22 protein-coding genes and 1 pseudogene are annotated in these 22,634 nt (G+C 72.9%); 13 read left to right on the top strand and 10 right to left on the bottom strand.

Translation table 11 applies throughout. The annotated features are described in order from the left end of the window. Both BI06_RS28415 and coxB read right to left on the bottom strand, forming a co-directional pair. The coding region (locus tag BI06_RS28415) for a cbb3-type cytochrome c oxidase subunit I (RefSeq protein WP_043472429.1) at positions 1–1,227 on the bottom strand (1,227 nt) is incomplete at its 3' end. Next, a complete protein-coding gene (gene coxB / locus BI06_RS28420; protein WP_030391514.1) occupies positions 1,224–2,078 on the bottom strand; it encodes a cytochrome c oxidase subunit II in 855 nt (284 codons plus the stop codon). The genes BI06_RS28415 and coxB, both read right to left, overlap by 4 nt. A gap of 364 nt (positions 2,079–2,442) precedes the next feature. On the opposite strand from coxB, the gene BI06_RS28425 reads away from it, so the two are divergent. Beyond that, entirely contained in the window at positions 2,443–3,837 is a 1,395-nt protein-coding gene (locus BI06_RS28425) for a cysteine desulfurase/sulfurtransferase TusA family protein (protein ID WP_043473312.1), read from the top strand. On the opposite strand, the gene BI06_RS28430 is transcribed toward BI06_RS28425, so the two are convergent. Then, positions 3,830–4,807: a carbohydrate kinase family protein gene (locus BI06_RS28430; RefSeq protein WP_030391516.1), complete on the bottom strand. Its 978-nt coding sequence runs from the start codon at positions 4,805–4,807 to the stop codon at positions 3,830–3,832. The genes BI06_RS28425 and BI06_RS28430 overlap by 8 nt on opposite strands. A 264-nt stretch (positions 4,808–5,071) precedes the next feature. On the opposite strand from BI06_RS28430, the gene BI06_RS28435 reads away from it, so the two are divergent. Further along, positions 5,072–5,290, top strand: a complete 219-nt coding sequence (locus BI06_RS28435; RefSeq protein WP_030391517.1) for a hypothetical protein — start codon at positions 5,072–5,074, stop codon at positions 5,288–5,290. Between the two features lie 125 nt (positions 5,291–5,415). Next, positions 5,416–6,165 (top strand): hypothetical protein, encoded by a 750-nt coding sequence (locus BI06_RS28440; protein WP_051742020.1) that lies wholly within the window; start codon positions 5,416–5,418, stop codon positions 6,163–6,165. 90 nt (positions 6,166–6,255) lie between these two features. Here BI06_RS28440 and erpA read toward each other — a convergent pair whose 3' ends face one another. Continuing rightward, on the bottom strand, positions 6,256–6,609 hold the full coding sequence (gene erpA / locus BI06_RS28445; protein WP_030391519.1) for an iron-sulfur cluster insertion protein ErpA: 354 nt from the start codon (positions 6,607–6,609) through the stop codon (positions 6,256–6,258). Positions 6,610–6,853: 244 nt separating this feature from the next. On the opposite strand from erpA, the gene BI06_RS28450 reads away from it, so the two are divergent. Then, positions 6,854–7,723, top strand: a complete 870-nt coding sequence (locus tag BI06_RS28450) for a GNAT family N-acetyltransferase (RefSeq protein ID WP_030391520.1) — start codon at positions 6,854–6,856, stop codon at positions 7,721–7,723. A gap of 109 nt (positions 7,724–7,832) precedes the next feature. On the opposite strand, the gene BI06_RS28455 is transcribed toward BI06_RS28450, so the two are convergent. The 3 genes from BI06_RS28455 to BI06_RS28465 all read right to left on the bottom strand — a co-directional run bounded on the left by BI06_RS28455 (position 7,833) and on the right by BI06_RS28465 (position 11,009). Further along, positions 7,833–9,215: a pyridoxal-dependent decarboxylase gene (locus tag BI06_RS28455; protein WP_094745443.1), complete on the bottom strand. Its 1,383-nt coding sequence runs from the start codon at positions 9,213–9,215 to the stop codon at positions 7,833–7,835. Between the two features lie 222 nt (positions 9,216–9,437). Further along, the gene (locus BI06_RS28460; RefSeq protein WP_051742023.1) at positions 9,438–9,902 is read right to left on the bottom strand and encodes an Lrp/AsnC family transcriptional regulator; all 465 of its coding nucleotides are present in this window, start codon (positions 9,900–9,902) and stop codon (positions 9,438–9,440) included. Between the two features lie 183 nt (positions 9,903–10,085). Continuing rightward, positions 10,086–11,009 carry an NADP-dependent oxidoreductase gene (locus BI06_RS28465; RefSeq protein WP_199523354.1) on the bottom strand — a complete coding sequence of 308 codons (924 nt, stop codon included), beginning with the start codon at positions 11,007–11,009 and terminating at the stop codon, positions 10,086–10,088. 201 nt (positions 11,010–11,210) lie between these two features. Here BI06_RS28465 and nadA point away from each other — a divergent pair, with 201 nt between their 5' ends. Further along, the gene (gene nadA / locus BI06_RS28470) at positions 11,211–12,395 is read left to right on the top strand and encodes a quinolinate synthase NadA (RefSeq protein ID WP_369826238.1); all 1,185 of its coding nucleotides are present in this window, start codon (positions 11,211–11,213) and stop codon (positions 12,393–12,395) included. A 139-nt stretch (positions 12,396–12,534) separates the two neighbouring features. Here nadA and BI06_RS28475 read toward each other — a convergent pair whose 3' ends face one another. Both BI06_RS28475 and BI06_RS28480 read right to left on the bottom strand, forming a co-directional pair. After that, on the bottom strand, positions 12,535–12,828 hold the full coding sequence (locus BI06_RS28475; protein ID WP_030391525.1) for a hypothetical protein: 294 nt from the start codon (positions 12,826–12,828) through the stop codon (positions 12,535–12,537). Between the two features lie 75 nt (positions 12,829–12,903). Next, positions 12,904–13,707 carry a PspA/IM30 family protein gene (locus tag BI06_RS28480; protein WP_078879583.1) on the bottom strand — a complete coding sequence of 268 codons (804 nt, stop codon included), beginning with the start codon at positions 13,705–13,707 and terminating at the stop codon, positions 12,904–12,906. A 333-nt stretch (positions 13,708–14,040) separates the two neighbouring features. Between BI06_RS28480 and BI06_RS28485 the strand changes: the two genes are divergently transcribed. Continuing rightward, positions 14,041–14,640 (top strand): DUF3043 domain-containing protein, encoded by a 600-nt coding sequence (locus BI06_RS28485; protein ID WP_030391527.1) that lies wholly within the window; start codon positions 14,041–14,043, stop codon positions 14,638–14,640. A 245-nt stretch (positions 14,641–14,885) separates the two neighbouring features. After that, on the top strand, positions 14,886–15,581 hold the full coding sequence (locus tag BI06_RS28490; protein ID WP_030391528.1) for a bifunctional 2-polyprenyl-6-hydroxyphenol methylase/3-demethylubiquinol 3-O-methyltransferase UbiG: 696 nt from the start codon (positions 14,886–14,888) through the stop codon (positions 15,579–15,581). Positions 15,582–15,644: 63 nt separating this feature from the next. Here the strand turns inward: BI06_RS28490 and BI06_RS28495 are convergent, their stop codons facing one another. Further along, on the bottom strand, positions 15,645–15,848 hold the full coding sequence (locus tag BI06_RS28495) for a hypothetical protein (RefSeq protein ID WP_030391529.1): 204 nt from the start codon (positions 15,846–15,848) through the stop codon (positions 15,645–15,647). Between the two features lie 69 nt (positions 15,849–15,917). Here BI06_RS28495 and cobU point away from each other — a divergent pair. From cobU to BI06_RS28525, 6 genes and pseudogenes are all read left to right on the top strand, one after another. Continuing rightward, a pseudogene (gene cobU / locus BI06_RS28500) lies at positions 15,918–16,574 on the top strand (bifunctional adenosylcobinamide kinase/adenosylcobinamide-phosphate guanylyltransferase); the annotation flags it as partial. A 28-nt stretch (positions 16,575–16,602) separates the two neighbouring features. Then, positions 16,603–17,718: a nicotinate-nucleotide--dimethylbenzimidazole phosphoribosyltransferase gene (locus BI06_RS28505; protein WP_037778633.1), complete on the top strand. Its 1,116-nt coding sequence runs from the start codon at positions 16,603–16,605 to the stop codon at positions 17,716–17,718. A gap of 105 nt (positions 17,719–17,823) precedes the next feature. Then, positions 17,824–18,633, top strand: a complete 810-nt coding sequence (locus BI06_RS28510) for an adenosylcobinamide-GDP ribazoletransferase (RefSeq protein WP_233290310.1) — start codon at positions 17,824–17,826, stop codon at positions 18,631–18,633. A gap of 291 nt (positions 18,634–18,924) precedes the next feature. Continuing rightward, positions 18,925–20,433, top strand: coding sequence for a leucyl aminopeptidase (locus BI06_RS28515; protein WP_030391533.1), 1,509 nt, complete (start codon positions 18,925–18,927; stop codon positions 20,431–20,433). Between the two features lie 388 nt (positions 20,434–20,821). Continuing rightward, on the top strand, positions 20,822–22,228 hold the full coding sequence (lpdA, locus tag BI06_RS28520) for a dihydrolipoyl dehydrogenase (RefSeq protein ID WP_094745444.1): 1,407 nt from the start codon (positions 20,822–20,824) through the stop codon (positions 22,226–22,228). Between the two features lie 60 nt (positions 22,229–22,288). Beyond that, positions 22,289–22,634 (top strand): biotin/lipoyl-containing protein (locus BI06_RS28525; protein ID WP_304440893.1); only part of this gene is annotated, 346 nt, incomplete at its 3' end.

Below are 22,634 nucleotides of genomic sequence, written 5' to 3' on the forward strand. Positions count from 1 at the left end.
GACGGTGCCGAAGACCACGTAGTGGAAGTGGGCGACGACGAAGTACGAGTCCGAGACGTGGAAGTCGATCGGCGGGGAGGCCAGCAGGACACCGGTCAGACCACCGAAGAGGAAGGTGACCAGGAAGCCGACCGTCCAGAGCATCGGGGTCTCGAAGCTCAGCGAGCCCTTCCACATGGTGCCGACCCAGTTGAAGAACTTCACCCCGGTCGGGACCGCGATCAGGAAGGTCATGAAGGAGAAGAACGGCAGCAGCACCTGTCCGGTGACGTACATGTGGTGGGCCCACACCGTCACGGACAGACCGGCGATCGCGATGGTGGCCGCGATCAGGCCGGAGTAGCCGAACATCGGCTTGCGGCTGAAGACCGGGATGATCTCCGACACGATGCCGAAGAACGGCAGCGCGATGATGTACACCTCGGGGTGGCCGAAGAACCAGAACAGGTGCTGCCAGAGCAGCGCGCCACCGTTGGCCGGGTCGAAGACGTGTGCCCCGAACTTGCGGTCCGCCTCCAGGGCGAACAGCGCGGCGGCGAGCACCGGGAAGGCCAGCAGGACCAGCACGGCGGTCAGCAGGACGTTCCAGACGAAGATCGACATCCGGAACATCGTCATGCCGGGCGCGCGCATGCAGATGATCGTGGTGATGAAGTTGACCGCACCGAGGATCGTGCCGAAGCCGGAGAAGGCCAGACCCATGATCCACATGTCCGCGCCGATGCCCGGCGAGCGGACCGCGTCGGAGAGCGGCGCGTAGGCGAACCAGCCGAAGTCGGCGGCGCCCTGCGGGGTGAGGAAGCCGGCCACCGCGATCAGCGAGCCGAACAGGTACAGCCAGTAGGCGAACATGTTCAGCCGCGGGAAGGCGACGTCGGGCGCGCCGATCTGCAGCGGCATGATCCAGTTCGCGAAGCCGGCGAAGAGCGGCGTCGCGAACATCAGCAGCATGACCGTGCCGTGCATCGTGAACGCCTGGTTGAACTGCTCGTTCGACAGGATCTGGGTCCCGGGACGAGCCAGCTCGGCGCGCATGACCAGGGCGAGGATGCCACCGATCAGGAAGAAGGCGAACGACGTGCCCAGGTACAGCGTGCCGATCGTCTTGTGGTCAGTGGTGGTCAGCCACTTGATGATGGTGGAACCCGGCTTCCGGGTCCGCTGCGCCCCGACCGTGACGGCCCCGGCGCCCCCGCCGGCCGCGGCGGGCTCGTTGAGGATGGTCACTTCTCTTCACTTCCCATGGTCGTGATGCCGGAGGGCACCGCGCCGGTCTGACCCTTGGCCCTGAGGTCCTTCAGGTGCTGGTCGTACTCGGCACGGTCGACGACCTTCACGTTGAACAGCATGCGCGAGTGGTCGACGCCGCAGAGCTCGGCGCACTTGCCCTTGTACTCACCCTTGACGGTCGGGGTGACCTCGAACTTGTTGACCACGCCCGGGACGACGTCCATCTTCATCATGAAGTTGATGGGCCAGAAGTCGTGGATCACATCACGCGAGGTGAGGCGGAACTGCACCGTCTCGTTCACCGGCAGGTACAGGGTGGGGGCCTCGTTGGGCGTGCCCACCTCGTACGCGGCCTGCTGGTTGGCCGGGTCGGGGTTCTCGGTGTTCTCGTAGTTGAACGCCCAGCTCCACTGGAAGCCCACCACGTTGACCATGTGCTGTGGCTTCTCGGAGACGGAGATCAGCTTCGACTCGTCGCGGGCGACGAAGTAGAAGAGCACCGAAACGATGATGATCGGGACCGCGGTGTAGAGCGCCTCGATGGGCACGTTGTACCGGGTCTGCGGGGGGACCTGCACACCGGTGCGGCTGCGCCGGTGGAAGATCACGCTCCAGATGATCAGACCCCACATCAGTACGCCGACCACCAGCGCCGCGATCCAGGAGCCCTGCCACATGTGGAGGACCATCGGCCCTTCCTTGGTGACAGGACTCGGGAGGCCAAGCCTGGGGAGGTCGTTGGCCGAGCAGCCGGTGGCGGTCGCGATGACGAGGCCCAGTGCCAGCGCCTGAGGCAGCTTCCGCCGCATCGTGCGCCGCGGCGAGCGGTCGGAGCCGTTGGGACTCACGTAGCGCCTTCCCGAAGTCTCGCCCGCCTTCGCGTCGCCCCGGGGAGGCTTTCCCTCCCCGGCGACCCGACCACGGGCACGGTTTGAATGCTTATGCGGGCCAAACCCTACTCCAGCCTTATGCGCTGCTGACGGGCAGGTCCCAGTAACGCGCCGCCCGGACACCCGATCAGGCCCGGCAGGGGCTGCGCCGCAGGTCATCCTAGGCATTAGGGGTCCGTACGCCCGATCGAGGGATGACCTCGGACAACGTGGTGACGCCCCGTCGGGAGCGGACTATCCGGACATTCGGGATGATCGACTGACGGAGGGTGAGCCGTCGGCGGAAGCCCGGACACGCCCGTCGGTGTCGTTAAATGTGACCGTGTACTTCGATGTGGCCTCCACCGCACCGCTCCACCCCGTCGCACGGCAGGCACTGACCGCCGCCCTGGACGAGGGATGGGCCGACCCGGCCCGGCTCTACCGCTCCGGACGCCAGGCCAGGATGCTCCTGGACGCCGCCCGGGAGACCGTGGCCGAGGTGATCGGCTGCCGGGCCGACGAGATCGCCTTCACGTCGAGCGGCACCCAGGCCGTCCAACTCGGGGTGCTGGGCGCGCTGCGCGGCAACCGGCGGCGCGGCGGGCACCTGGCGCACTCCGCCGTCGAGCACTCCAGCGTGCTGCACAGCGCCGAACGCCACCTCGCCGAGGGCGGCGAGGTCACCTCCGTGCCGGTGGACCGGCACGGCCGGGTGGACCCGGAGGAGTTCGCCGCCGCGCTGCGGCCGGACACCGCGCTCGCCGTGCTGCAGTCCGCCAACCACGAGGTGGGCACGGTGCAGCCGGTCGCCGAGGTGGCCGCGCTCCGCGGCGAGGTGCCGCTGCTGGTGGACGCCGCGCAGAGCGCCGGACGGGTCGACCTGCCCACCGGCTGGTCGCTGCTCACCGCCAGCGCGCACAAGTGGGGCGGACCGGCCGGGGTCGGGGTGCTCGCGGTGCGCAAGGGCGTCCGCCACGTCTCGCCGCTGCCCGCCGACGAGCGGGAGGCGGGCCGGGTGCCGGGCTTCGTCAACGTGCCGGCGATCGTCGCGGCCGCGGCCTCGCTGCGCGCGGTACGGGCCGAGGCGGAGCGGGAGAACGCCCGGCTGCACGAGCTGGTCGAGCGGATCCGGGCCAGGGTGCCGCGGCTGGTGCCCGAGGTGGAGGTGGTCGGCGACCCGGTGCGGCGGCTGCCGCACATCGTCACCTTCTCCTGCCTGTACGTGGACGGCGAGGTCCTGCTGGGCGAGCTGGACCGGGCCGGGTTCGCGGTCTCCTCCGGCTCCTCCTGCACCTCGTCCACGCTGACGCCGAGCCATGTGCTGGCCGCGATGGGCGTGCTCACCGAGGGGAACGTCCGGATCTCACTGCCGTTCGGCACCGCCGGGGCGGACATCGACCGCTTCCTGACGGTGCTGCCGGAGCTGGTGGCCGGCGTCCGCGCGCCGCTGGGCCTGGACCTGCCCGCGCCCGCCGCGGCCCGGGAGTCCGACGGGGGCCCGCTGGTCCTGGACGCGCTGGGCAAGCGCTGCCCGCTGCCGGTGATCGAACTGGCGAAGCGGATCGGCGAGGTCCCGGTGGGCGGCACGGTCGTCGTGCTGGCCGACGACGAGGCGGCCCGGCTGGACGTGCCGGCCTGGTGCGGGATGCGCGAGCAGGAGTACCTGGGCGAGGCCCCGGCCGCCGAGTACGGCGGCGACCGGGGCTCGGCCTACCTGGTGCGGCGGGTCAGTTGACCAGGTGCGCCCGGACGTCGGCGCCGGCCTCGTCGCCGTAGGCCGCGACGAAGCGCTGCAGGAAGTCGTGCGGGCGCAGCTCGTACTCCTGGGTGCCGACGGTCTCGATCACCAGGGTGGCCAGCATGCAGCCGAGCTGGGCGGCGCGCTCCAGCTCCAGCTCCCAGGAGAGGCCGGCCAGGAAGCCGGCCCGGAAGGCGTCGCCGACACCGGTCGGGTCGACCTTGGCGGCCTCGGGGGCGCAGCCGACCACGATCGGGGACTCGCCCTTGCGCTCGATCCGGACGCCCTTGCTGCCGAGGGTGGTGATCCGGGTGCCGACCCGGGTGAGGATCTCCTCCGCGTCCCAGCCGGTCTTGGACTCGATCAGCGCGGCCTCGTACTCGTTGGTGAAGAGGTACGCGGCGCCGTCGACGATCTGGCGGATGTCGTGGCCGTCGAGGCGGGCCAGCTGCTGCGACGGGTCCGCGGCGAAGGCGTAGCCGCGGGTACGGCACTCCTGGGTGTGGCGGACCATCGCCTGCGGGTCGTCGGCGCCGATCAGCACCAGGTCGAGGCCGCCGACGCGGTCGGCGATCGGCTTGAGCTCGATGCTGCGGGCCTCGGCCATGGCACCGGTGTAGAACGAGGCGATCTGGTTGTGGTCCTCGTCCGTGGTGCACATGAAGCGCGCGGTGTGCCGGGTCTCGGAGATGTGGACGGACCGGCAGTCCACGTTGTTGCGCTCCAGCCAGCTGCGGTACTCGGCGAAGTCCGCGCCGGCCGCGCCGACCAGGACCGGGCGCAGGCCGAGCACGCCCATCCCGAAGGCGATGTTCGGCGCGACGCCGCCGCGGCGGATGTCGAGGGTGTCGACCAGGAAGGACAGCGACACGGTGTGCAGCTGCTCGGCGACCAGCTGGTCGGCGAACCGGCCGGGGAAGGTCATCAGGTGGTCGGTCGCGATCGAACCGGCGACGGCGATACGCACGGGGTCTCCTCAGGATGGCAGCGGGGCCATTGAACAGCGGGGGGTGCAACCCACCTACGGTACCCGGCGGGCCCGGGGCACCAGCAAGACGCCGGGTGCGTTCCCGGCCGTCCGCTGTCACCCGCCGCCCCCGAAGGTGTACTACCCCGGGGTAGCTCTGGTGGCTGCCGGACGCCCGGCCTAGGGTCGCAGTCAGGGGCCCCTCCCGGCCCCGACCGGACCGTGGCGGCGCTGCCACGGCAGGTGGATCGGAGTTGATGGCCGATGTTGCCCAGTCACCACCCGCTGCGGGTTCCGCCCGCCCTGCTCGGCGACGCCGACGGGGAGTCGCTCGACGCGCTGGTGGACTCCTCGCGCCGGCTGCGGCGGTTCTGGCCGCTGCTGGCCGCCGGTCCGCAGGACAGCGCGCCGGCCGGCTCCGGCTTCCGCGTCCCCTCCCGGGCCCGGCGCGTGGTCGCGTCGATGCCCGAGTACGGGCCCTGAGCGGGGCTCCCGAGGGTCCCGGGGTGCGGCCGGGGCGGGCGGGGAACCGGAATCGTCCGGGCCACGTCACATCCCCGCGGTGCGGCCGGCAAGGCGTACCGCTGAACCCTCGGGAGGAAGTTCAGATGGATCTGGAAAGCATGCCCAGGCGTTCCGGCCGGGCACGCGCGACGGCGCTGGCCGCCCTCGCCCTGGCGGCGGTGGCCGTCCTGGCCGGTTGCGACGGCGGGACCGAGGCGGCTTCGGACGCGGCGGCCTCCGGCGGGGAGCGGGCCTCGGCGAGCGCTTCCGCCTCGCCGGGCGCGGCCACCGGCAGCGCCGACCCGGCCGCCCCGACCTCGACCTCCGCCCCGACCGCGCCGGCCCCGGTGACCACGCCGCCGGTCGACCCGACGGCCACCGCCCCGGACCCGCGGCCGACCGGTCCGGCCCCGGCCACCAAGCCGCCGGCCCCGGCGACGACCCCGACCCCGGCGCCCACTCCCCCGGGCTCGGGCGGCAACGGCATCGCGGTGGGCGAGCCGCCGCCGAACGGCACCGGGAGCGGCTCGCCGGTGCACCCGGCGATCACCTACCGGGTGGACGGCAACAAGCTGACGGTCTGGTTCTACGGCGGGATCTGCCAGCGGTACGCGCTCAAGGCCGACGAGTCCAAGCCGGGCCGGGTGGACGTCCGGGTGACCACGGCGGCACCGGTCCCGGCCGGACAGGCCTGCGCCGAGCTGGCGAAGCGGCAGACCGTGACGGCCGACCTGAAGCAGCCGCTCCAGGGCCGGGCGGTGACCGATCTGGCGACCGGGCAGGAGGTGCCGCTGGAGGCGGACGCCAAGATCGGCCCGGATCCGGCGGTCCCGGACGTCCCCGGCAACCCGTGACCCCGGCGCGGACTCCGCGCGGACACGACGAAGGCGGCCCCCGGTGTCCGGGGGCCGCCTTCGTGGTCGGAGCGACGAGCTCCGGACCGACTAGCTGAACGAGTCGCCGCAGGCGCAGGAGCCGGTGGCGTTCGGGTTGTCGATCGTGAAGCCCTGCTTCTCGATGGTGTCGACGAAGTCGACGGTGGCGCCGCCCAGGTACGGGGCGCTCATCCGGTCGGTGACGACCTTCACACCGTCGAAGTCCTTCAGCACGTCACCGTCGAGCGAGCGCTCGTCGAAGAACAGCTGGTAGCGCAGGCCCGAGCAGCCGCCGGGCTGGACGGCGACGCGCAGCGCCAGGTCGTCCCGGCCTTCCTGCTCCAGCAGGCCCTTGACCTTGGCCGCGGCGGCATCGGTGAGGAGGATGCCACTCTCGACGGTGGTCTCGTCCTGGACGGTCATCTGCGTTCTCCCGGTCTTGACGACGGTCTGCCGCCAGTACCAACCGACGGCCGTCCGGATTCATTTCCCGGACGACGGAGTGTTTTCGGTGGATTCACGGCGGCGGTGTTCCGTGGGCCGGGCGTGCACCCGTTCCCCATACGCCTTCCATGCTCGCACACCGGCGGACCTCGGCGGCATCCCAGTCGGACGGATACGGGCGAACCGGCCCCGCGGCGCGGGTCCGGCGGTCAGGATGGAGGGCATGCTCCTGCGCCCGCTCCAGGACTCCGCCGCCGACGCGGAGGCGGTCCGGCAGATCTCCGTCGCCGCGTTCGCCTCGCTCCCCGACACCCCGCAGGTCACCGGGCCGCCCCCGCCGTCCGTGTTCCAGCTGGCCCGCACCAGACATCTCGCGCGCACCGATCCGCAGGGCTGCTGGGTGGCCGAGCTGGACGGCGAGCCGGTGGGCGCGGTGCTCGCGCTGCGCCGCGAGGGCGTCTGGGTGCTGGCGCTGCTCGTGGTGCTGCCGCGGGCCCAGGGCAAGGGGGTGGGGCGGCTGCTGCTGGAGCGGGCGCTCGCCCACGGGCGCGGCTGTCTGCGCGGGATGCTGTGCGCCTCGCCGTCGCCGGCGGCGGTGCGGCGGTACCGGCTGGCCGGGTTCACGCTGCACCCGGCGATGCAGCTGACCGGGCGGGTGGACCGGTCCCGGCTGGTCGATCCGGGCGACCTCCCGGTGCACCCCGGCAACGCCACCCACCGGCACCTGCTGGACTCGGTGGACCGGCGGCTGCGCGGCGCCGCGCACGGTCCGGACCACGAACTGCTGCTCGCGCACTGCGAGGAGGTGCTGGTCGCGGACACCCTGGCCGGCAGCGGCTACTGCTACCGGGAGGGCGGCGAGGTGCGGCTGCTGGCGGCCACCTCGAAGCGGATCGCCACCCGGCTGCTGCGCGAGGCGCTGGCCCGGGTGCCGGAGGGGGTGGAGGCGCGGGTGGAGGCGCTGACCGCCGAGCAGGAGTGGGCGCTGGACGTCGGCCTGGAACTGGGCCTGTCCGTGGAGACCCGGGGGTACCTGGGGCTGCGCGGGATGCGCCCGCCGGCGCCGTACATCCCCAACGGCGGGCTGCTCTAGCCCGGACGCGCGCGACCCCCGCCGGGCGGTGCCGGGCGGGGGTCGGTGCGCGCGGGGACGCGGGCTCCTCGGGACAACGGGCGGCGCAGACCGCGGGGCGCCGCGGGCGTCACTCCATGGTGTCGAGGATCTCCTTGACCATCTCCATGGTGGTGCCCGGGTGCAGGAAGGCGAAGCGGGCGACCGTCTCGCCGTCCCAGCCGGTGGGGGTGACGAAGCCGATCTGGTCCGCGAGCAGCTGCTGCGACCAGCGGTAGTAGTCGTCGTTGGTCCAGCCGTTGCGCTTGAAGCAGACCGCGGACAGCTGCGGGTCGAACAGCAGCTCCAGGTGCTCGCTGTCGCGGATCAGCTGCGCGGTGTCCCGGGCCAGCGTCAGGCCGGCCTCGATGGCGTCGGTGTACGCCTGGACGCCGTGCACGGCGAGCGAGAACCACAGCGGCAGGCCGCGGGCGCGCCGGGTCAGGTGGTAGGCGTAGTCGGTGGGGTTCCACTCGTCGCCCTCGGTGTGCAGCACGTCCAGGTAGGAGGCGTCCTGGGTGTGCACGGCACGGGCGAGCTGCGGGTTGCGGTAGATCAGCGCGGCGCAGTCGAACGGCGCGAACAGCCACTTGTGCGGGTCGACGACGAAGGAGTCGGCGTGCTCGATGCCGTTGTAGCGCTCCCGGACGGAGGGGGCGAACAGGCCCGCGCCGCCGTAGGCGCCGTCGACGTGGAACCACAGGCCGCGCTCGCGGGCGACCTCGGACAGGCCCTGGAGGTCGTCGACGATGCCCTCGTTGGTGGTGCCGCCGGTGCCGACGACGGCGATCACCGTCTCCGGGTTCGGGTCGGCGGCCAGGGCGGCGCGCAGCGCCTCGCCGGTGAACCGGCGGTCGACGGTCGGGACCTTGAACGCCTCGACGCCGATGATGTTGAAGGTGTTCTTGACCGAGGAGTGCACCTGGTCGGCGACTGCGATCCGCAGCCGGACCTCGGGGCCACTGGGTCGACCCTGCTCGGCGAGCTTGCGGCGGGCCGTGTCCCGGGCGACGACCAGGGCGGAGAGGTTGCCGGCCGAGCCGCCGGAGACGAAGGTGCCGCCGGCCGAGGCCGGCATGCCCGCGCGGTCGGCTATCAGGCGCAGCACCTGGTTCTCGGCGGCGATCGCGCCGGCCGCCTCCAGCCAGGAGATGCCCTGCAGCGAGGCGCAGGAGACCACCATGTCGAAGAGCAGCGCGGCCTTGGTGGGGGCGCACGGGATGAACGACAGGTAGCGCGGGCTGTCGGCGGAGATCACCGCGCGGGAGAGCTCGTGGTCGTAGAGCTTGAGCACGTCGGCCGGGTTGTTGCCGTCCTGGTTGAGCAGGCCGGACAGCTGGGCGCGCAGGTGCTCGCCGTCACCGGGGTGGTCGAGCGGGACCGGGTCGTACTGCAGCCGCTCGCGCATGTAGTCGAAAACCAGGTCGACCAGGTCGCTGTCGGGCCGGTGCATGCGGTCGGGGGCTGCGGACACGGGTGTCCCTCTCGGCTGTGGGGGTCGGGGAGGATCCGGTGGAACGGGGGGTTGGCACCGCACGGCCGGACATGATCAGCGTAGGCAGCCCCGGGCCCTCCCCGCGCGTCGGAACGCGGCCGGTCGGGCAGCTTTCGGGCGTCTTCGGCGGACCCGGCGCAGGATTCCTGCGCGGGGGGCGAAATGGGCCGAACGGGGAGGTTCTCCCGGCCGGCCGATCGGCTAGCCGATCAGCTGGGAGAGGACCACCGAGGAGCGGCTGCGCTGGACGCCGGGCTCGCGGCGGATCCGCTCGATGACCGCCTCCAGGTGGCGCATGTCGGCGGCCCGGAGGTGGACCAGCGCGTCGGGATCGCCGGTGACCGTCCAGGCGGCGATCACCTCGGGGAACTGCCGCAGGCTGGCGAGGATCTCCTCGGGGGCGGTCCGTTCGCGGCAGTAGACCTCGACGAAGGCCTCGGTCTGCCAGCCGAGCACCGAGGGGTCGAGCACCACGGTGAATCCGCGGACCACCCCGCGCGCCCGCAGCCGGTCGATCCGGCGGCGGACGGCGGTCGCGGACAGGTTCACCTGGAGCCCGATCTCGGCGTACGAGGCGCGGCCGTCCCCGGCCAGCCGGGCGAGCAGGAGGCGGTCGGTCTCGTCCAGGGAGGCCCCGACCGTCTCGTTCGCTCGGCTGCTGGTCATCGGTGCGGGGCTCCACGGGTCGTGCGGCGTCGGGATCGGGATCGGGGCGGGGCCTCGCCCGCCGGGGACGGCGGCAGCGGCCCGCTGAAACGGTTCGGCTCCATTCTGGCGGATGTCAGGAGCGAGTTCACCGCTGACGGATGACAACGGGAGGACGCGCGTCCGTCGGCCGGGCGGCGGCGCTCAGTCGGCGAGGAGGACGATCTTGCCCCGGGTACGGCCCTCCGCGCTGAGCGCCTGGGCGGAGGCGGCCTGGGCGAGCGGGAAGGTGGAGGCGACGGTCACGGTCAGCCGCCCCTCGTCGGCGAGCGCGGCCAGCTCGGCCAGCCCGGCGGCGTCCGGGCGGACCCAGACGTAGCGGCCGCCGAGGGCCTTGACCCCGAAGTCGGCGACGGAGGCGATCCGCGCCGGGTCGGCGACCAGTCCGGCCGAGACCTCGACGGCGTCGCCGCCGACCAGGTCCAGGGCCGCGTCCACCCCCTCCGGGGCCAGTGCCCTGACCCGCTCCGCCAGCCCCTCGCCGTACCGGACCGGCTCGGCGCCGAGCTCGCGCAGGTAGTCGTGGTTGCGCTCGCCGGCGGTGCCGATCACCCGGGCGCCCAGGGCGCGGGCGATCTGGACGGCCAGGTGGCCGACCCCGCCGGCGGCGGCGTGCACCAGGACGGTGTCGCCGGGGCCCGCGCCCACCGCCCGCAGCGACTGGAGGGCGGTGAGCCCGGCCAGCGGCAGTCCGCCGGCCTGTGCCCAGTCCAGCGCGGCCGGCTTGCGGGCCAGGGTGCGGACCGGCGCGGCCACCAGCTCGGCGTAGGTGCCGTGCTCGACCGTGTCCTTGCGCACATAGCCGTAGACCTCGTCGCCGGGCGCGAACTCGGTGACACCGCCGCCGACGGCCCGGACCACGCCCGCCGCGTCCCAGCCCATCACCAGCGGGAAGTGCGCGTCGAGCAGGCCGTCCAGCCGCCCGTCCCGCACCTTCCAGTCGACCGGGTTCACCCCGGCCGCCCTGACCTGCACCAGTACCGAGTCCGGGCCGACCTTCGGGTCGGGCAGGTCGGTGTACTCGACCACTTCGGGGCCGCCGTAGCGGTGGATCGCGATTGCCTTCATGCCACCAGCGAAACCCGGCCGGACCGGGATCCGGTTCCGGCCACGCCGGACGGGCCCGGGAAGGCTCCGAACCGGCGAGCGGTTCTCGTCACATCGACAGGATGGCCATCGTCACTCTGACGCTAACCGGTTATCATAGATTGCGTCAGTTAGACGAAAAGGCTGCACCGCTTGATCGGCCGCACAGAAGGGCACCCGCCCGTGACCACCACCATCACCGAGACCTACGGCGTCGACCCCACCCCGACGCCGCTCGCTCTGCTGCTGCTCGGCCGCCAGGCCGACCCGAACAGCGAGCGCGGCGTCGAGTGCCCCGGCGACCTCCCCCCGGCCTCCGACCCGGACCTGGTCGAGCGCGCCCGCGCCGCCAAGGCCGCGCTCGGCGACCGCGTCTTCATCCTGGGCCACCACTACCAGCGCGACGAGGTGATCGAGTTCGCCGACGTCACCGGCGACTCCTTCAAGCTCGCCCGGGACGCGGCGGCCCGCCCGGAGGCCGAGTACATCGTCTTCTGCGGTGTGCACTTCATGGCCGAGTCGGCCGACATCCTCACCGGCGACGCCCAGCAGGTCGTCCTGCCGGACCTCGCCGCGGGCTGTTCGATGGCCGACATGGCCACCGCCGAGCAGGTCGCCGAGTGCTGGGACGTGCTGACCGACGCCGGGATAGCCGACGTGACCGTCCCGGTCTCGTACATGAACTCCTCCGCCGACATCAAGGCCTTCACCGGCCGGCACGGCGGCACCATCTGCACCTCCTCCAACGCCCGGCGGGCGCTGGAGTGGGCGTACGAGCAGGGCCAGAAGGTCCTGTTCCTGCCCGACCAGCACCTGGGCCGCAACACCGCGGTGCGGGACATGGGCTTCTCGCTGGACGACTGCGTCGTCTACAACCCGCACAAGCCGAACGGCGGCCTGACCGTCGAGCAGCTGCGGGACGCGAAGATGATCCTCTGGCGCGGCCACTGCTCGGTGCACGGCCGGTTCACCCTGGACTCGGTGAACGACGTGCGCGAGCGGGTCCCCGGCGTCAACGTCCTGGTGCACCCGGAGTGCCGGCACGAGGTCGTCGCGGCCGCCGACATGGTCGGCTCGACCGAGTACATCATCAAGGCGCTGGACGCCGCCGAGCCCGGCTCCAAGTGGGCCATCGGCACCGAGCTCAACCTCGTCCGCCGGCTCGCCAAGGCGCACCCGGACAAGGAGGTCGTCTTCCTCGACCGGGCGGTCTGCTTCTGCTCCACCATGAACCGGATCGACCTCCCGCACCTGGTGTGGGCGCTGGAGTCGCTGGTCGAGGGCCGGGTGCCGAACGTGATCAAGGTCGACCCGGAGACCGAGAAGTACGCCAAGGCGGCGCTGGACCGGATGCTGGCCCTGCCGTAACGATTCGCCGGACCGCAGCCGGTCCGGACGCGGTCCGGGCGCGGTCCGGGCGCGGTCCGGGCGCGGTCCGGACAGCGACAAAGGGCGGGCCCCCTCCGTGCGGAGGGGGCCCGCCCTCGTGTCTGGCGCGAGACGGCGGCTACTCGGGAATGCCCGGAATGAGGCCGTCACCCTCCGCCCGCAGCATCTCGCGGACGTCCTCGATGGTGGCCTCGGCGTCCGGCAGGATCAGGTCGGACGGCTCCAGCGAATCGTCCGCCAGCGGGGTGCCGAACTCCCGCACGGCGCCGAGCAGCTCCACGAGCGCCCGGCGGAACCGTTCCTCGTCCCCCGACTCCAGTGCGGTGAGAAGCTCCTCGTCGAGCTCGTTGAGCCGGTTCAGATGGGTCTCGCCCACCTGGAACTGCCCCTCACCCATGACCCGCATGATCATGCCGTGCGTCTCCCTGTTCCTGGGGATGGTCCCGGAGGTGCTCCGGGGCGGAGCTCAGGTCGGTTGCCGCTCCGACTACTTGTTGTAGTTGATCCGCGGGCCGTCCTGCTGCTGCGGCGCGGCATCCTGCGGGCGGCCCTGCTCGATCGCCTGCGGGGCGGCCGGGGATCCCCCGGTCAGCTCGGCCTTCATCCGGGCCAGCTCCAGCTCGACGTCGGAACCGCCGGCCACCCGCTCCAGCTCGGCCTCGATGTCGTCCTTGCGGCCGAGACCGCTGGCGTCGTCGAGCGCGCCGGAGGCCAGCAGCTCGTCGATCGCACCGGCCCGGGCCTGCATCTGCGCGGTCTTGTCCTCGGCCCGCTGGATCGCCAGACCGACGTCGCCCATCTCCTCCGAGATACCGGAGAAGGACTCGGCGATCCGGGTCTGCGCCTGGGCCGCGGTGTAGGTGGCCTTGATGGTCTCCTTCTTGGTGCGGAAGGCGTCGACCTTGGCCTGCAGCCGCTGGGAGGCGAGCGTGAGCTTCTCCTCCTCGGCCTGGAGCTGCTGGTACTGCACCTCCAGGTCGTTGATCTGGGACTGCATGTTCGCCTTGCGGGTGAGGGCCTCGCGGGCGAGGTCCTCCCGGCCGAGCGAGAGCGCCTTGCGGCCCTGGTCCTCGTACTTCGCCGACTGCTGCTGCAGCTGGGTCAGCTGGAGCTCCAGACGCTTGCGCGAGGTGGCCACGTCCGCGACGCCACGACGCACCTTCTGCAGCAGCTCGAGCTGCTTCTGGTACGAATAATCGAGCGTCTCACGCGGATCCTCCGCCCGGTCCAAGGCCTTGTTCGCCTTGGAGCGGAAGATCAGCCCCATACGCTTCATGATTCCGTCGCTCATGGGCCTCGGGTGCCCCCTTCTCCGGCCTGCGGTATCAGTCTCTTACCAGACACGACGAGTGTATGTGCAGCGAGCCCGTCGCCGCAGTGCACCTGCCTGCAACAAGCCTGCTACAGGTCGGTCCCGGGAAGCCTCATCCGCGGGGTGGATCCCGCCCTCATTCCACCCGCCGGTCAGCGGAGTGATCCCCTACGGGACTCCCCCCTGAACGGGTACGGGACCCCGACCTCGGTCCCCCCTGGGGCCCGTCGCGGCCTCGCCGGGACGCGATCGATACGCGTTCGGTTCCCGGGCGACCCGGAGAAGCGTCGCCGCACCCCGTAGGCTGGTGGTGTGTTCCGACGCCGTTCAGATGAAGCCGCCGCCTCCGCCACCGTGCTGGAGAAGCAGGACGGCAAGACGCAGACCCGCGACCCGCAGGCGAAGAAGGGGCGGCCCACGCCCAAGCGCAGCGAGGCCGAGACCAACCGCCGGACCAGGGTCACCGTGCCCAAGGACCGCAAGGAGGCCTCCCGCCAGGCCCGCGAGCGGATGCGCTCCGAGCGCGAGAAGCAGCGCCAGGCGCTGATGGACGGCGACGAGCGCCACCTGCCGGCCCGTGACAAGGGCCCGGTGCGGAAGTTCACCCGCGACTACGTGGACGCCCGCTGGTCGCTGGCCGAGTTCTTCCTGCCCGCCGCCGTGCTGATCCTGGTGCTCAGCATCGTCAAGGTGCCGGCCCTGCAGCTGCTCTCCACCGTGCTGTTCCTGCTCTTCTTCGTCCTGGTGATCCTGGACTTCGTGCGGCTCGGCTTCGGCCTGCGCAAGCAGCTCGCCGAGCGCTTCGCCGGGCAGAACACCCGCGGCGCGGTCGCGTACGGCCTGATGCGCATCCTGCAGATGCGCCGGCTGCGACTGCCCAAGCCGCAGGTGCGGCGCGGGGAGAAGCCCTGACCGCCGAACCGGTGGACTCCGGCTGGGCCCCTCCCCTGTGGGACGGGCCCGGCCTCTACGCGCTCCCCGGCCAGGGGGGCGGCGGCCACGACCGGCTCGCGCAGGACCGGCTCACCCAGGAGCGTGACGGGTACGAGCGGCACGGCCACGAGCGGCGGCTGCCCTCGCGCAGCGGCTCCTTCGCCGGCGGCACCGGCCCCGCGCCGGGGCGCTCCGGCACCCTGCGCAACCTCGTCCGGCAGGAGATGGTCGCCCGGCAGCTCGCCGAGCAGCTCACCGGACGCACCGCCCAGCGCGTCCTCGACATCGGCTGTGGCCAGGGCACCCAGGCCCTGCGGCTGGCCCGGGCCGGCCACTACGTCACCGGCATCGACTCCGACGCGGCCGCGCTCGGCGCCGCCCAGGAGACGCTGGCCGAGGAACCGGACGCGGTACGCGAGCGGATCCAGCTGCTGATCGGCGACGGGCACCAGTGCGGGCGCTGGTTCGGGGCGCGCAGCTTCGACGTCGTGCTCTGCCACGGCGTGCTGATGTACCTGCCGGACCCCGATCCGATGATCGCCTCGCTGGCCCGGCTGCTCGCCCCGGGCGGGCTGCTCTCGCTGGTGGTCCGCAACCGCGACGCGCTCGCCCTGCGGCCCGCCGCCGCCGGCGACTGGCGCGCCGCCCTGGAGGCCTTCGAGAGCGACCGGTACTACAACCGGCTCGGTCTGGCGGCCCGCGCCGACCGGATCGGCGACCTCGCCGTCACCCTCTCCGAGGTGTCCGTGCCGCTGCGGCACTGGTACGGCGTCCGGGTCCTCACCGAGAGCACCCCCGACGACGCGCCGCCCGTGGACGGCCGGCAGCTCGCCCAGCTGCTGGAGGCCGAGGAGCGGGCCGGCCGCACCGACCCGTACCGGCAGGTCGCCGCGCTGCTGCACGTCGTCGGGATGAAGTAGCCCCGGCGGGCAGCCCGGGGAGGCCGCCCGCGCACCGGCGCGCGGCCCCCCGTCCGGGCCGGATCAGCCCTCGTGCAGGCTCATCGTGTAGATCTCGCGGTCGTCGTCCAGCAGGACCGCCCGGTCCACGCCGTCCTCGGCCAACTGCTTCCAGTTCTCCCCGATCCAGGTCTCCGCGTCCCCCTGGCCGGCGAACTCCTCCGCCTGCCCGCTGCCAGGGGCCACCACGGTGCCGTCCGCCTTCTCGTACCGCCACGTCCAGACCATGCCCGGCTCCTCCCGCCGACGACCAGCGATGTGCTGTGCTGCGCACCCTAGGTGCTCCCTTCCGGATCACGCCATGCGCGACCCGGCGGAGAGCACCTGCCCTCAGGTTGCCCGGCCGGATCTTCGGTATGCGCCGTGGGCGAGGATGGGCGCATGACACCTGACGCACCGCTCCCCCGCACCCTGCTCCTCGGCGGCGCGCGGTCCGGCAAGTCGACCCGGGCCGAACAGCTGCTGGCCCGGTACGACGACGTGCTGTACGTGGCCACCGGCGGCACCCGGGACGGCGACGCGGAGTGGGCGCAGCGGGTCGCCCTGCACCGGGACCGGCGCCCGGCGAGCTGGCGCACCGCCGAGACCTGCGGGCTGGAGGCCGTCCTGGCCGACACCGCCGACCCGGCGCCGGTGCTGATCGACTGCCTGGCGCTGTGGCTCACCTCGGTGATGGACGAGTGCGGCGCCTGGGACGACGCGGTCTGGGCGGACGGCGGCGAGGCCGAGGTGCAGCGGCGCTGCGAAGCGCTGGCGGCCGCCTGGGCGGGGACCCGGCGGCAGGTGGTGGCGGTCAGCAACGAGGTCGGCATGGGCGTCGTCCCGGCCACCGCCGCCGGCCGACGGTTCCGCGACACCCTGGGCCGGCTCAACATGATGGTGGCCGACGCCTCCGAGCGTGTGCTGCTGGTGGTGGCGGGGCAGGTTCTCAGCGTCAAGCCGCCCGTCCACTGAGGAAGTGCGGCGTGTAGCCTTCCGGACGATGGACACGACCGTGGATCTCGATACGTTCTCCTCGCTCGTCGAGCGCCCCGACGAGAGCGCCCGGCGCGCCGCCGAGGAGCGGTGGCAGGAGCTGGACCGGCCGCTGGGCGGCCTCGGCAAGCTGGAGGAGCTGGGCGCCTGGCTGTCCTCCGTGCAGGGGCGCTCCCCCGTGCGGCCGCTGTCGGCGCCCAAGGTGGTGCTGTTCGCCGCCGACCACGGGGTGGCCCGGGTCGGGGTCTCCCGGCTGCCCGCCGCGGGCGGCACGGCCGCGCGGGTGCGGGCCGTGCTCGACGGCACCGCGCCGGTCGCACTGCTCGCCCGGCGCTTCGGCGCCGAGGTGCGGGTGGTGGACGTCGCGGTCGACGCCGACACCGCGGACTTCCCCGACGAGGTGACGGCGCACCGGGTGCGGCGCGGCTCCGGGCGGATCGACGTCGAGGACGCGCTGAGCCCCGAGGAGACCGCCAGGGCGTTCCGGGCCGGGATGGCCGTCGCCGACGAGGAGGCCGACGCCGGGACCGACCTGGTGGTGCTGGGCGACCTCGGGGTCGGCTCGACCACGGTGGCGGCGGTCCTGGTCGGCGCGCTCTGCGGGACGGACGCGGCGGCGGTCACCGGACGCGGCTCGGGCATCGACGACCGGGTGTGGATGGTCAAGTGCGCGACCGTGCGCGACTCGCTGCGGCGGGCCCGGCCGGTGCTGGGCGACCAGCTGGCGCTGCTCGGGGCCACCGGCGGCGCGGACTTCGCGGCGATCACCGGCTTCCTGCTGCAGGCCGCGGTGCGGAAGCTGCCGGTGGTGCTGGACGGGGTCGTCTCGGCGGCCTGCGCGCTGGTCGCGCAGCGGATCGCGTTCCGGGCGCCGGAGTGGTGGCGGGCCGGGCAGACCAGCGGCGAGCCGGCCCAGGCGAAGGCGTACGACCGGCTGACCCTGACGCCGCTGCAGGAGCAGGGGATCACCATGGGCGAGGGCGTCGGCGCGCTGATGGCGCTGCCGCTGCTCCAGGCCGCGGCGGACACGCTGGCCGACGAGCCGCCGACGGCGTACGTGCCGGCGGCGCCGAAGGAGCCGGCGAGGCTGCCGACGGCGGCGGAGCTGCTGGGCAAGCTGTAAGGAAGGGCCGGGGCCCGGGATCCGTCGCTGGTCGACGGGTCCCGGGCCCTGCTCTTGGCACGCGCGCTTCCGGCACCCGGCCGGGTGCCGGACGGGAGTGGGTGGTTGACGGTGCGGGACGGGCTGCGGGACGAGCTGCGGGACGGGCTGCGGGACGGGCTGCGGTTCGCGTTCGGGACCCTGTCGGTGCTGCCGGTGCGGGTCGACCGGTGGGACCGGGCGTCCGGGGGGCGGGCGATGGTGGCCGCGCCGCTGGTCGGGGTGGTGCTCGGGGCGCTCGCCGGGGCGGCGGGGGCGCTGGTCGCCTGGCGCGCGGGCGGGCTGCTCGGGGCGGTCGCGGCGGTCGCCGTGCTCGCGGTGACCACCCGGGGCCTCCATCTGGACGGCCTGGCGGACGTCGCGGACGGCCTGGGCAGCGGCAAGCCCGCCGAGGACGCGCTGCGGATCATGAAGCAGTCGGACATCGGCCCGTTCGGCGTGCTCACCCTCGTGCTCGTCCTGCTCGCGCAGGTGGCCGCGCTGGCCGGGCAGTTCGACGGTTCCCCGCTGCGGGGCGCGCTCGCGGTGCTCGCCGCGGCGGTGGCCGGGCGCTGCGCGCTCGCCTGGGGCTGTCTGCGCACGGTGCCGGCGGCCCGGCCGGGCGGGCTCGGCGCGATGGTGGCGAGCACCGTGACGCCGGGTGCGGCGCTCGCCTCGACCGGGGCCGCGGCGGCCCTGCTCGGACTCCTCGGGATTCCCGACGGATGGTCAGCCCTCCTGCTGCCACTGGCCGTTGTGCTCGGCACCGCCGCCGCCGGGCCGCTGCTGCGGCGGTGCGTGCGGCGGTTCGGCGGGATCACCGGGGACGTGCTCGGCGCGACGGTGGAGACCGCCGCGACGGGTGCGCTGCTGGCACTGGCGCTGCTGCCCCGCTGAGGGCGCCAAAGCCCCGGTGCCGAAAGGGGGTAGACCGGGCGGCGCGTGATCCCACCATGCGGACTACCATGCGGGGAGCACCGCAGCCCTGCACCGTCGCAGGTCCTGCCCGTCCGGCGCCCGTCGCGGCGCCGGGGCCTCTGGTGTGCGCGACCGCCGCGACGGCGGTCGCGCACACCAGGGGTCCCGGGTCCGACACCGCCGGCCGGCCTGGCCGGCGGTTCCGGGCTGCGCCGGTGCGGCACTCGCGCCGCGACCGGCCGTGGACCGCGAAAGAACAGGACGCATTACGTGACTGCATTGTCTGTGAGCACCTCCGCCGCCGCCTCGCTGCGCGCGGACGCCCTGGTGATCGGCGTGGCGAAGGGCTCCAAGGGCATCGTGCTGGCCCCGGGCGGCGAGGCCGTGGCCGAGGCGTTCGAGGGCAAGCTGGCCGAGGTTCTCGCCACCCTGGGCGCGACCGGCGCCGAGGGCGACGCCGTCAAGGTGCCCGCCCCGGCCGGTCTGAAGGCCGCGCTCGTGCTCGCGGTCGGCCTCGGCGACGCCGTCGAGGGCGGGTACGCGCCGGAGGCGCTGCGCCGCGCGGCCGGTGTCGCCGCCCGCACCCTGGCCGGCAGCAAGAAGGTCGCGCTGGCCCTGCCGGCCGAGTCCGCCGAGGAGGTCGAGGCGGTCGCGCTGGGCGCCCTGCTCGGCACCTACGCGTACGGCACCTACAAGAGCAACGGCAACGGCGGCAAGGAGCCGGTCGGCGAGCTGCTGGTGCTCTCGACCCGCAAGGGCAGCAAGGACGCCAAGGCCGCGGTCGAGCGCGCCGTCGCCGTCGGCGAGGAGATGAACCGCGCCCGCGACCTGATCAACGCCGCGCCGAACGACCTGAACCCGAAGTCCTTCGCCGCGATCGCCCAGGCCGCCGGCAAGGAGCACGGCCTGAAGGTCGAGGTGCTGGACGAGAAGGCCCTGCTCAAGGGCGGCTTCGGCGGCCTGCTGGGCGTCGGCAACGGCTCGGCCAACCCGCCGCGGCTGGTGAAGGTGGCGTACACCCACCCGAAGGCGAAGGCCACCCTGGCGTTCGTCGGCAAGGGCATCACCTACGACTCGGGCGGCATCTCGCTGAAGCCGGCCGGCCACAACGAGACCATGAAGTGCGACATGGCCGGTGCCGCCGCGGTGTTCGCCGCCGTCGTCGCCGCCAAGCGCCTCGGCCTCCAGGTCAACGTCACCGCGTGGCTGGCGCTGGCCGAGAACATGCCGTCCGGCACGGCCACCCGCCCGGGCGACGTGCTGCGGATGTACGGCGGCAAGACCGTCGAGGTCCTGAACACCGACGCCGAGGGCCGCCTGGTGCTGGCCGACGCCATCGTGCGGGCCGGCGAGGAGAACCCGGACGTCATCGTCGACGTGGCGACCCTGACCGGCGCGATGATCCTGGCGCTGGGCAACCGCACCTTCGGTGTGATGGCCAACAACGACGAGCTGCGCGCGGACCTGCACGCGGTGGCCGGCGAGGTGGGCGAGCAGTCCTGGCCGATGCCGCTGCCGGCCGAGCTGCGCAAGGGCATGACCGAGTCGACCATCGCCGACCTGGCCAACATGGGCGAGCGGATGGGCGGCGGCCTGGTGGCCGGCCTGTTCCTGAAGGAGTTCGTGGCCGAGGGCATCGACTGGGCGCACCTGGACATCGCCGGCCCGGCGTTCCACGAGGCCGCGCCGTTCGGCTACACCCCGCGGGGCGGCACCGCCTCCGCGGTCCGCACCCTGGTCCGCTTCGCCGAGCAGAAGGCCGCGGGCGGCAAGGGCTGACGGACGGGTACGACCGAGGACGGGGTCCGGCGCGCACGCGCCGGGCCCCGTCCGGCTTCCGCCGCGGGTTACCTGCGAGTAGGGGGCGCGGGCGCGCTCCGCACCCGTGTTCGCTGCGGGCGAAACTTTGTTCCACAGTGCGGAACCACCGGCTGCGAGGGCACCCGGAAACCCTCTCCAGCCCCCTGTCAACCCCGCCTTGAGCTGCGACGATGCCCCTCCGTCCGGGGTAATCCCACCCCTGCGACCACCCTCAGGGACACCCCTGGGGTGGACCCGGACATCAGCCGCCGCGAACAAGTGCGAAGATGTATTTCCGGCACGACTGGGCGCCCCACAAGGGCTTCCGACCCACCGGACCGCGACCGGCCCGGCGATCCACATCCCATTGCATGGAGGACGTGACGTGGCGAACGACGCCAGCACCGTTTTCGACGTAGTCATTCTCGGAGGCGGAAGCGGCGGTTACGCCGCGGCGCTCCGCGGCGCCCAGCTGGGCCTGAGCGTCGCCCTGGTCGAGAAGGGTGAGCTCGGCGGCACCTGCCTGCACCGCGGCTGCATCCCGACCAAGGCGCTGCTGCACGCGGCCGAGATCGCCGACGAGACGAAGGAGGCCGCCGAGTTCGGCGTGCTGGCCACCTTCCAGGGCATCGACATCAACGGCGTCCACAAGTACAAGGACGACGTCGTCGCCGGCCTGTACAAGGGCCTCCAGGGCCTGGTGGCGTCCCGCAAGGTGACCTTCATCCAGGGCGAGGGCAAGCTCTCCTCGCAGACCTCGGTGGACGTCAACGGCCAGCGCATCGAGGGCCGCCACATCCTCCTGGCCACCGGTTCCGTGCCGCGCTCGATCCCGGGTCTGGAGATCGACGGCAACCGCGTCATCTCCTCGGACCACGCCCTCAAGCTCGACCGCATCCCGCAGTCGGCCGTCATCCTCGGCGGCGGCGTGATCGGTGTCGAGTTCGCCTCCGTCTGGAAGTCGTTCGGCGTCGACGTCACCATCGTCGAGGCCCTGCCGCACCTGGTCCCGCTGGAGGACGAGAACTCCTCCAAGCTGCTGGAGCGCGCCTTCCGCAAGCGTGGCATCAAGTTCGAGCTCAAGGCCCGCTTCTCCGGCGTCGAGTACACCGAGACCGGTGTGCGCGTCTCCACCGAGAACGGCAAGCAGATCGACGCCGACCTGCTGCTCGTCGCCATCGGCCGCGGCCCGGTCTCGGCCGGCCTCGGCTACGAGGAGAACGGCGTCGCGATGGACCGCGGCTACGTCCTCGTCGACGAGTACATGCGCACCAACGTGCCGACCATCTCGGCCGTCGGCGACCTGGCCCCGACCCTGCAGCTGGCCCACGTCGGCTTCGCCGAGGGCATCCTCGTCGCGGAGCGCCTGGCCGGCCTCAAGCCGGTGCCGATCGACTACGACGGCGTCCCGCGCGTGACCTACTCCAACCCCGAGGTGGCCTCCGTCGGCATCTCCGAGGCCAAGGCCGTCGAGCTGTACGGCAAGGAGAAGGTCGTCACCGTCAAGTACAACCTGGCCGGCAACGGCAAGAGCAAGATCCTGAAGACCGCCGGCGAGATCAAGCTCGTCCAGGTCAAGGACGGCGCCGTGGTCGGCGTCCACATGGTCGGCGCCCGCATGGGCGAGCAGGTCGGAGAGGCCCAGCTGATCTACAACTGGGAGGCTCTCCCGGCCGAGGTCGCGCAGCTCATCCACGCGCACCCGACCCAGTCCGAGGCCCTGGGCGAGGCGCACCTGGCGCTGGCCGGCAAGCCGCTGCACGCGCACGACTGATCGCGCCCCCACACCCCCCATCTTCCAGTTCGCAAGACTTGAATAGGAGTCGCTGAAACCATGGCGGTCTCAGTAACACTGCCCGCGCTGGGCGAGAGCGTTTCCGAGGGCACTGTCACCCGTTGGCTGAAGGCCGAGGGTGAGCGTGTGGAGGTCGACGAGCCGCTGCTCGAGGTGTCGACCGACAAGGTCGACACCGAGATCCCGGCCCCGGCCTCCGGCATTCTGGCCTCGATCAAGGTCGGCGAGGACGAGACCGTCGAGGTCGGCGCCGAGCTGGCGATCATCGACGACGGCTCGGGCGCTCCGGTCGCCGCCGCGGCTCCGGCCGCCGCTGCTCCGGCTCCGGCTCCGGCCCCGGTCGCGGAGGCCCCGGCCGCCGCTCCGGCTCCGGTCGCCCCGGCCG

The sequence above is a fragment of the Kitasatospora sp. MBT66 genome (assembly GCF_000710405.2).
GTDB lineage: Bacteria > Actinomycetota > Actinomycetes > Streptomycetales > Streptomycetaceae > Kitasatospora > Kitasatospora purpeofusca.

Excerpts from the sequence above, each read along its gene's own strand:
- BI06_RS28435 (WP_030391517.1), top strand. The coding sequence starts at position 5,072 with ATGTTGCCCAGTCACCACCCGCTGCGGGTTCCGCCCGCCCTGCTCGGC.
- BI06_RS28440 (WP_051742020.1), top strand. The coding sequence starts at position 5,416 with ATGGATCTGGAAAGCATGCCCAGGCGTTCCGGCCGGGCACGCGCGACG.
- erpA (WP_030391519.1), bottom strand. The coding sequence starts at position 6,609 with ATGACCGTCCAGGACGAGACCACCGTCGAGAGTGGCATCCTCCTCACC.
- BI06_RS28450 (WP_030391520.1), top strand. The coding sequence starts at position 6,854 with ATGCTCCTGCGCCCGCTCCAGGACTCCGCCGCCGACGCGGAGGCGGTC.
- BI06_RS28460 (WP_051742023.1), bottom strand. The coding sequence starts at position 9,902 with ATGACCAGCAGCCGAGCGAACGAGACGGTCGGGGCCTCCCTGGACGAG.
- BI06_RS28465 (WP_199523354.1), bottom strand. The coding sequence starts at position 11,009 with ATGAAGGCAATCGCGATCCACCGCTACGGCGGCCCCGAAGTGGTCGAG.
- BI06_RS28475 (WP_030391525.1), bottom strand. The coding sequence starts at position 12,828 with ATGATCATGCGGGTCATGGGTGAGGGGCAGTTCCAGGTGGGCGAGACC.
- BI06_RS28480 (WP_078879583.1), bottom strand. The coding sequence starts at position 13,707 with ATGAGCGACGGAATCATGAAGCGTATGGGGCTGATCTTCCGCTCCAAG.
- BI06_RS28490 (WP_030391528.1), top strand. The coding sequence starts at position 14,886 with ATGGTCGCCCGGCAGCTCGCCGAGCAGCTCACCGGACGCACCGCCCAG.
- BI06_RS28495 (WP_030391529.1), bottom strand. The coding sequence starts at position 15,848 with ATGGTCTGGACGTGGCGGTACGAGAAGGCGGACGGCACCGTGGTGGCC.
- BI06_RS28505 (WP_037778633.1), top strand. The coding sequence starts at position 16,603 with ATGGACACGACCGTGGATCTCGATACGTTCTCCTCGCTCGTCGAGCGC.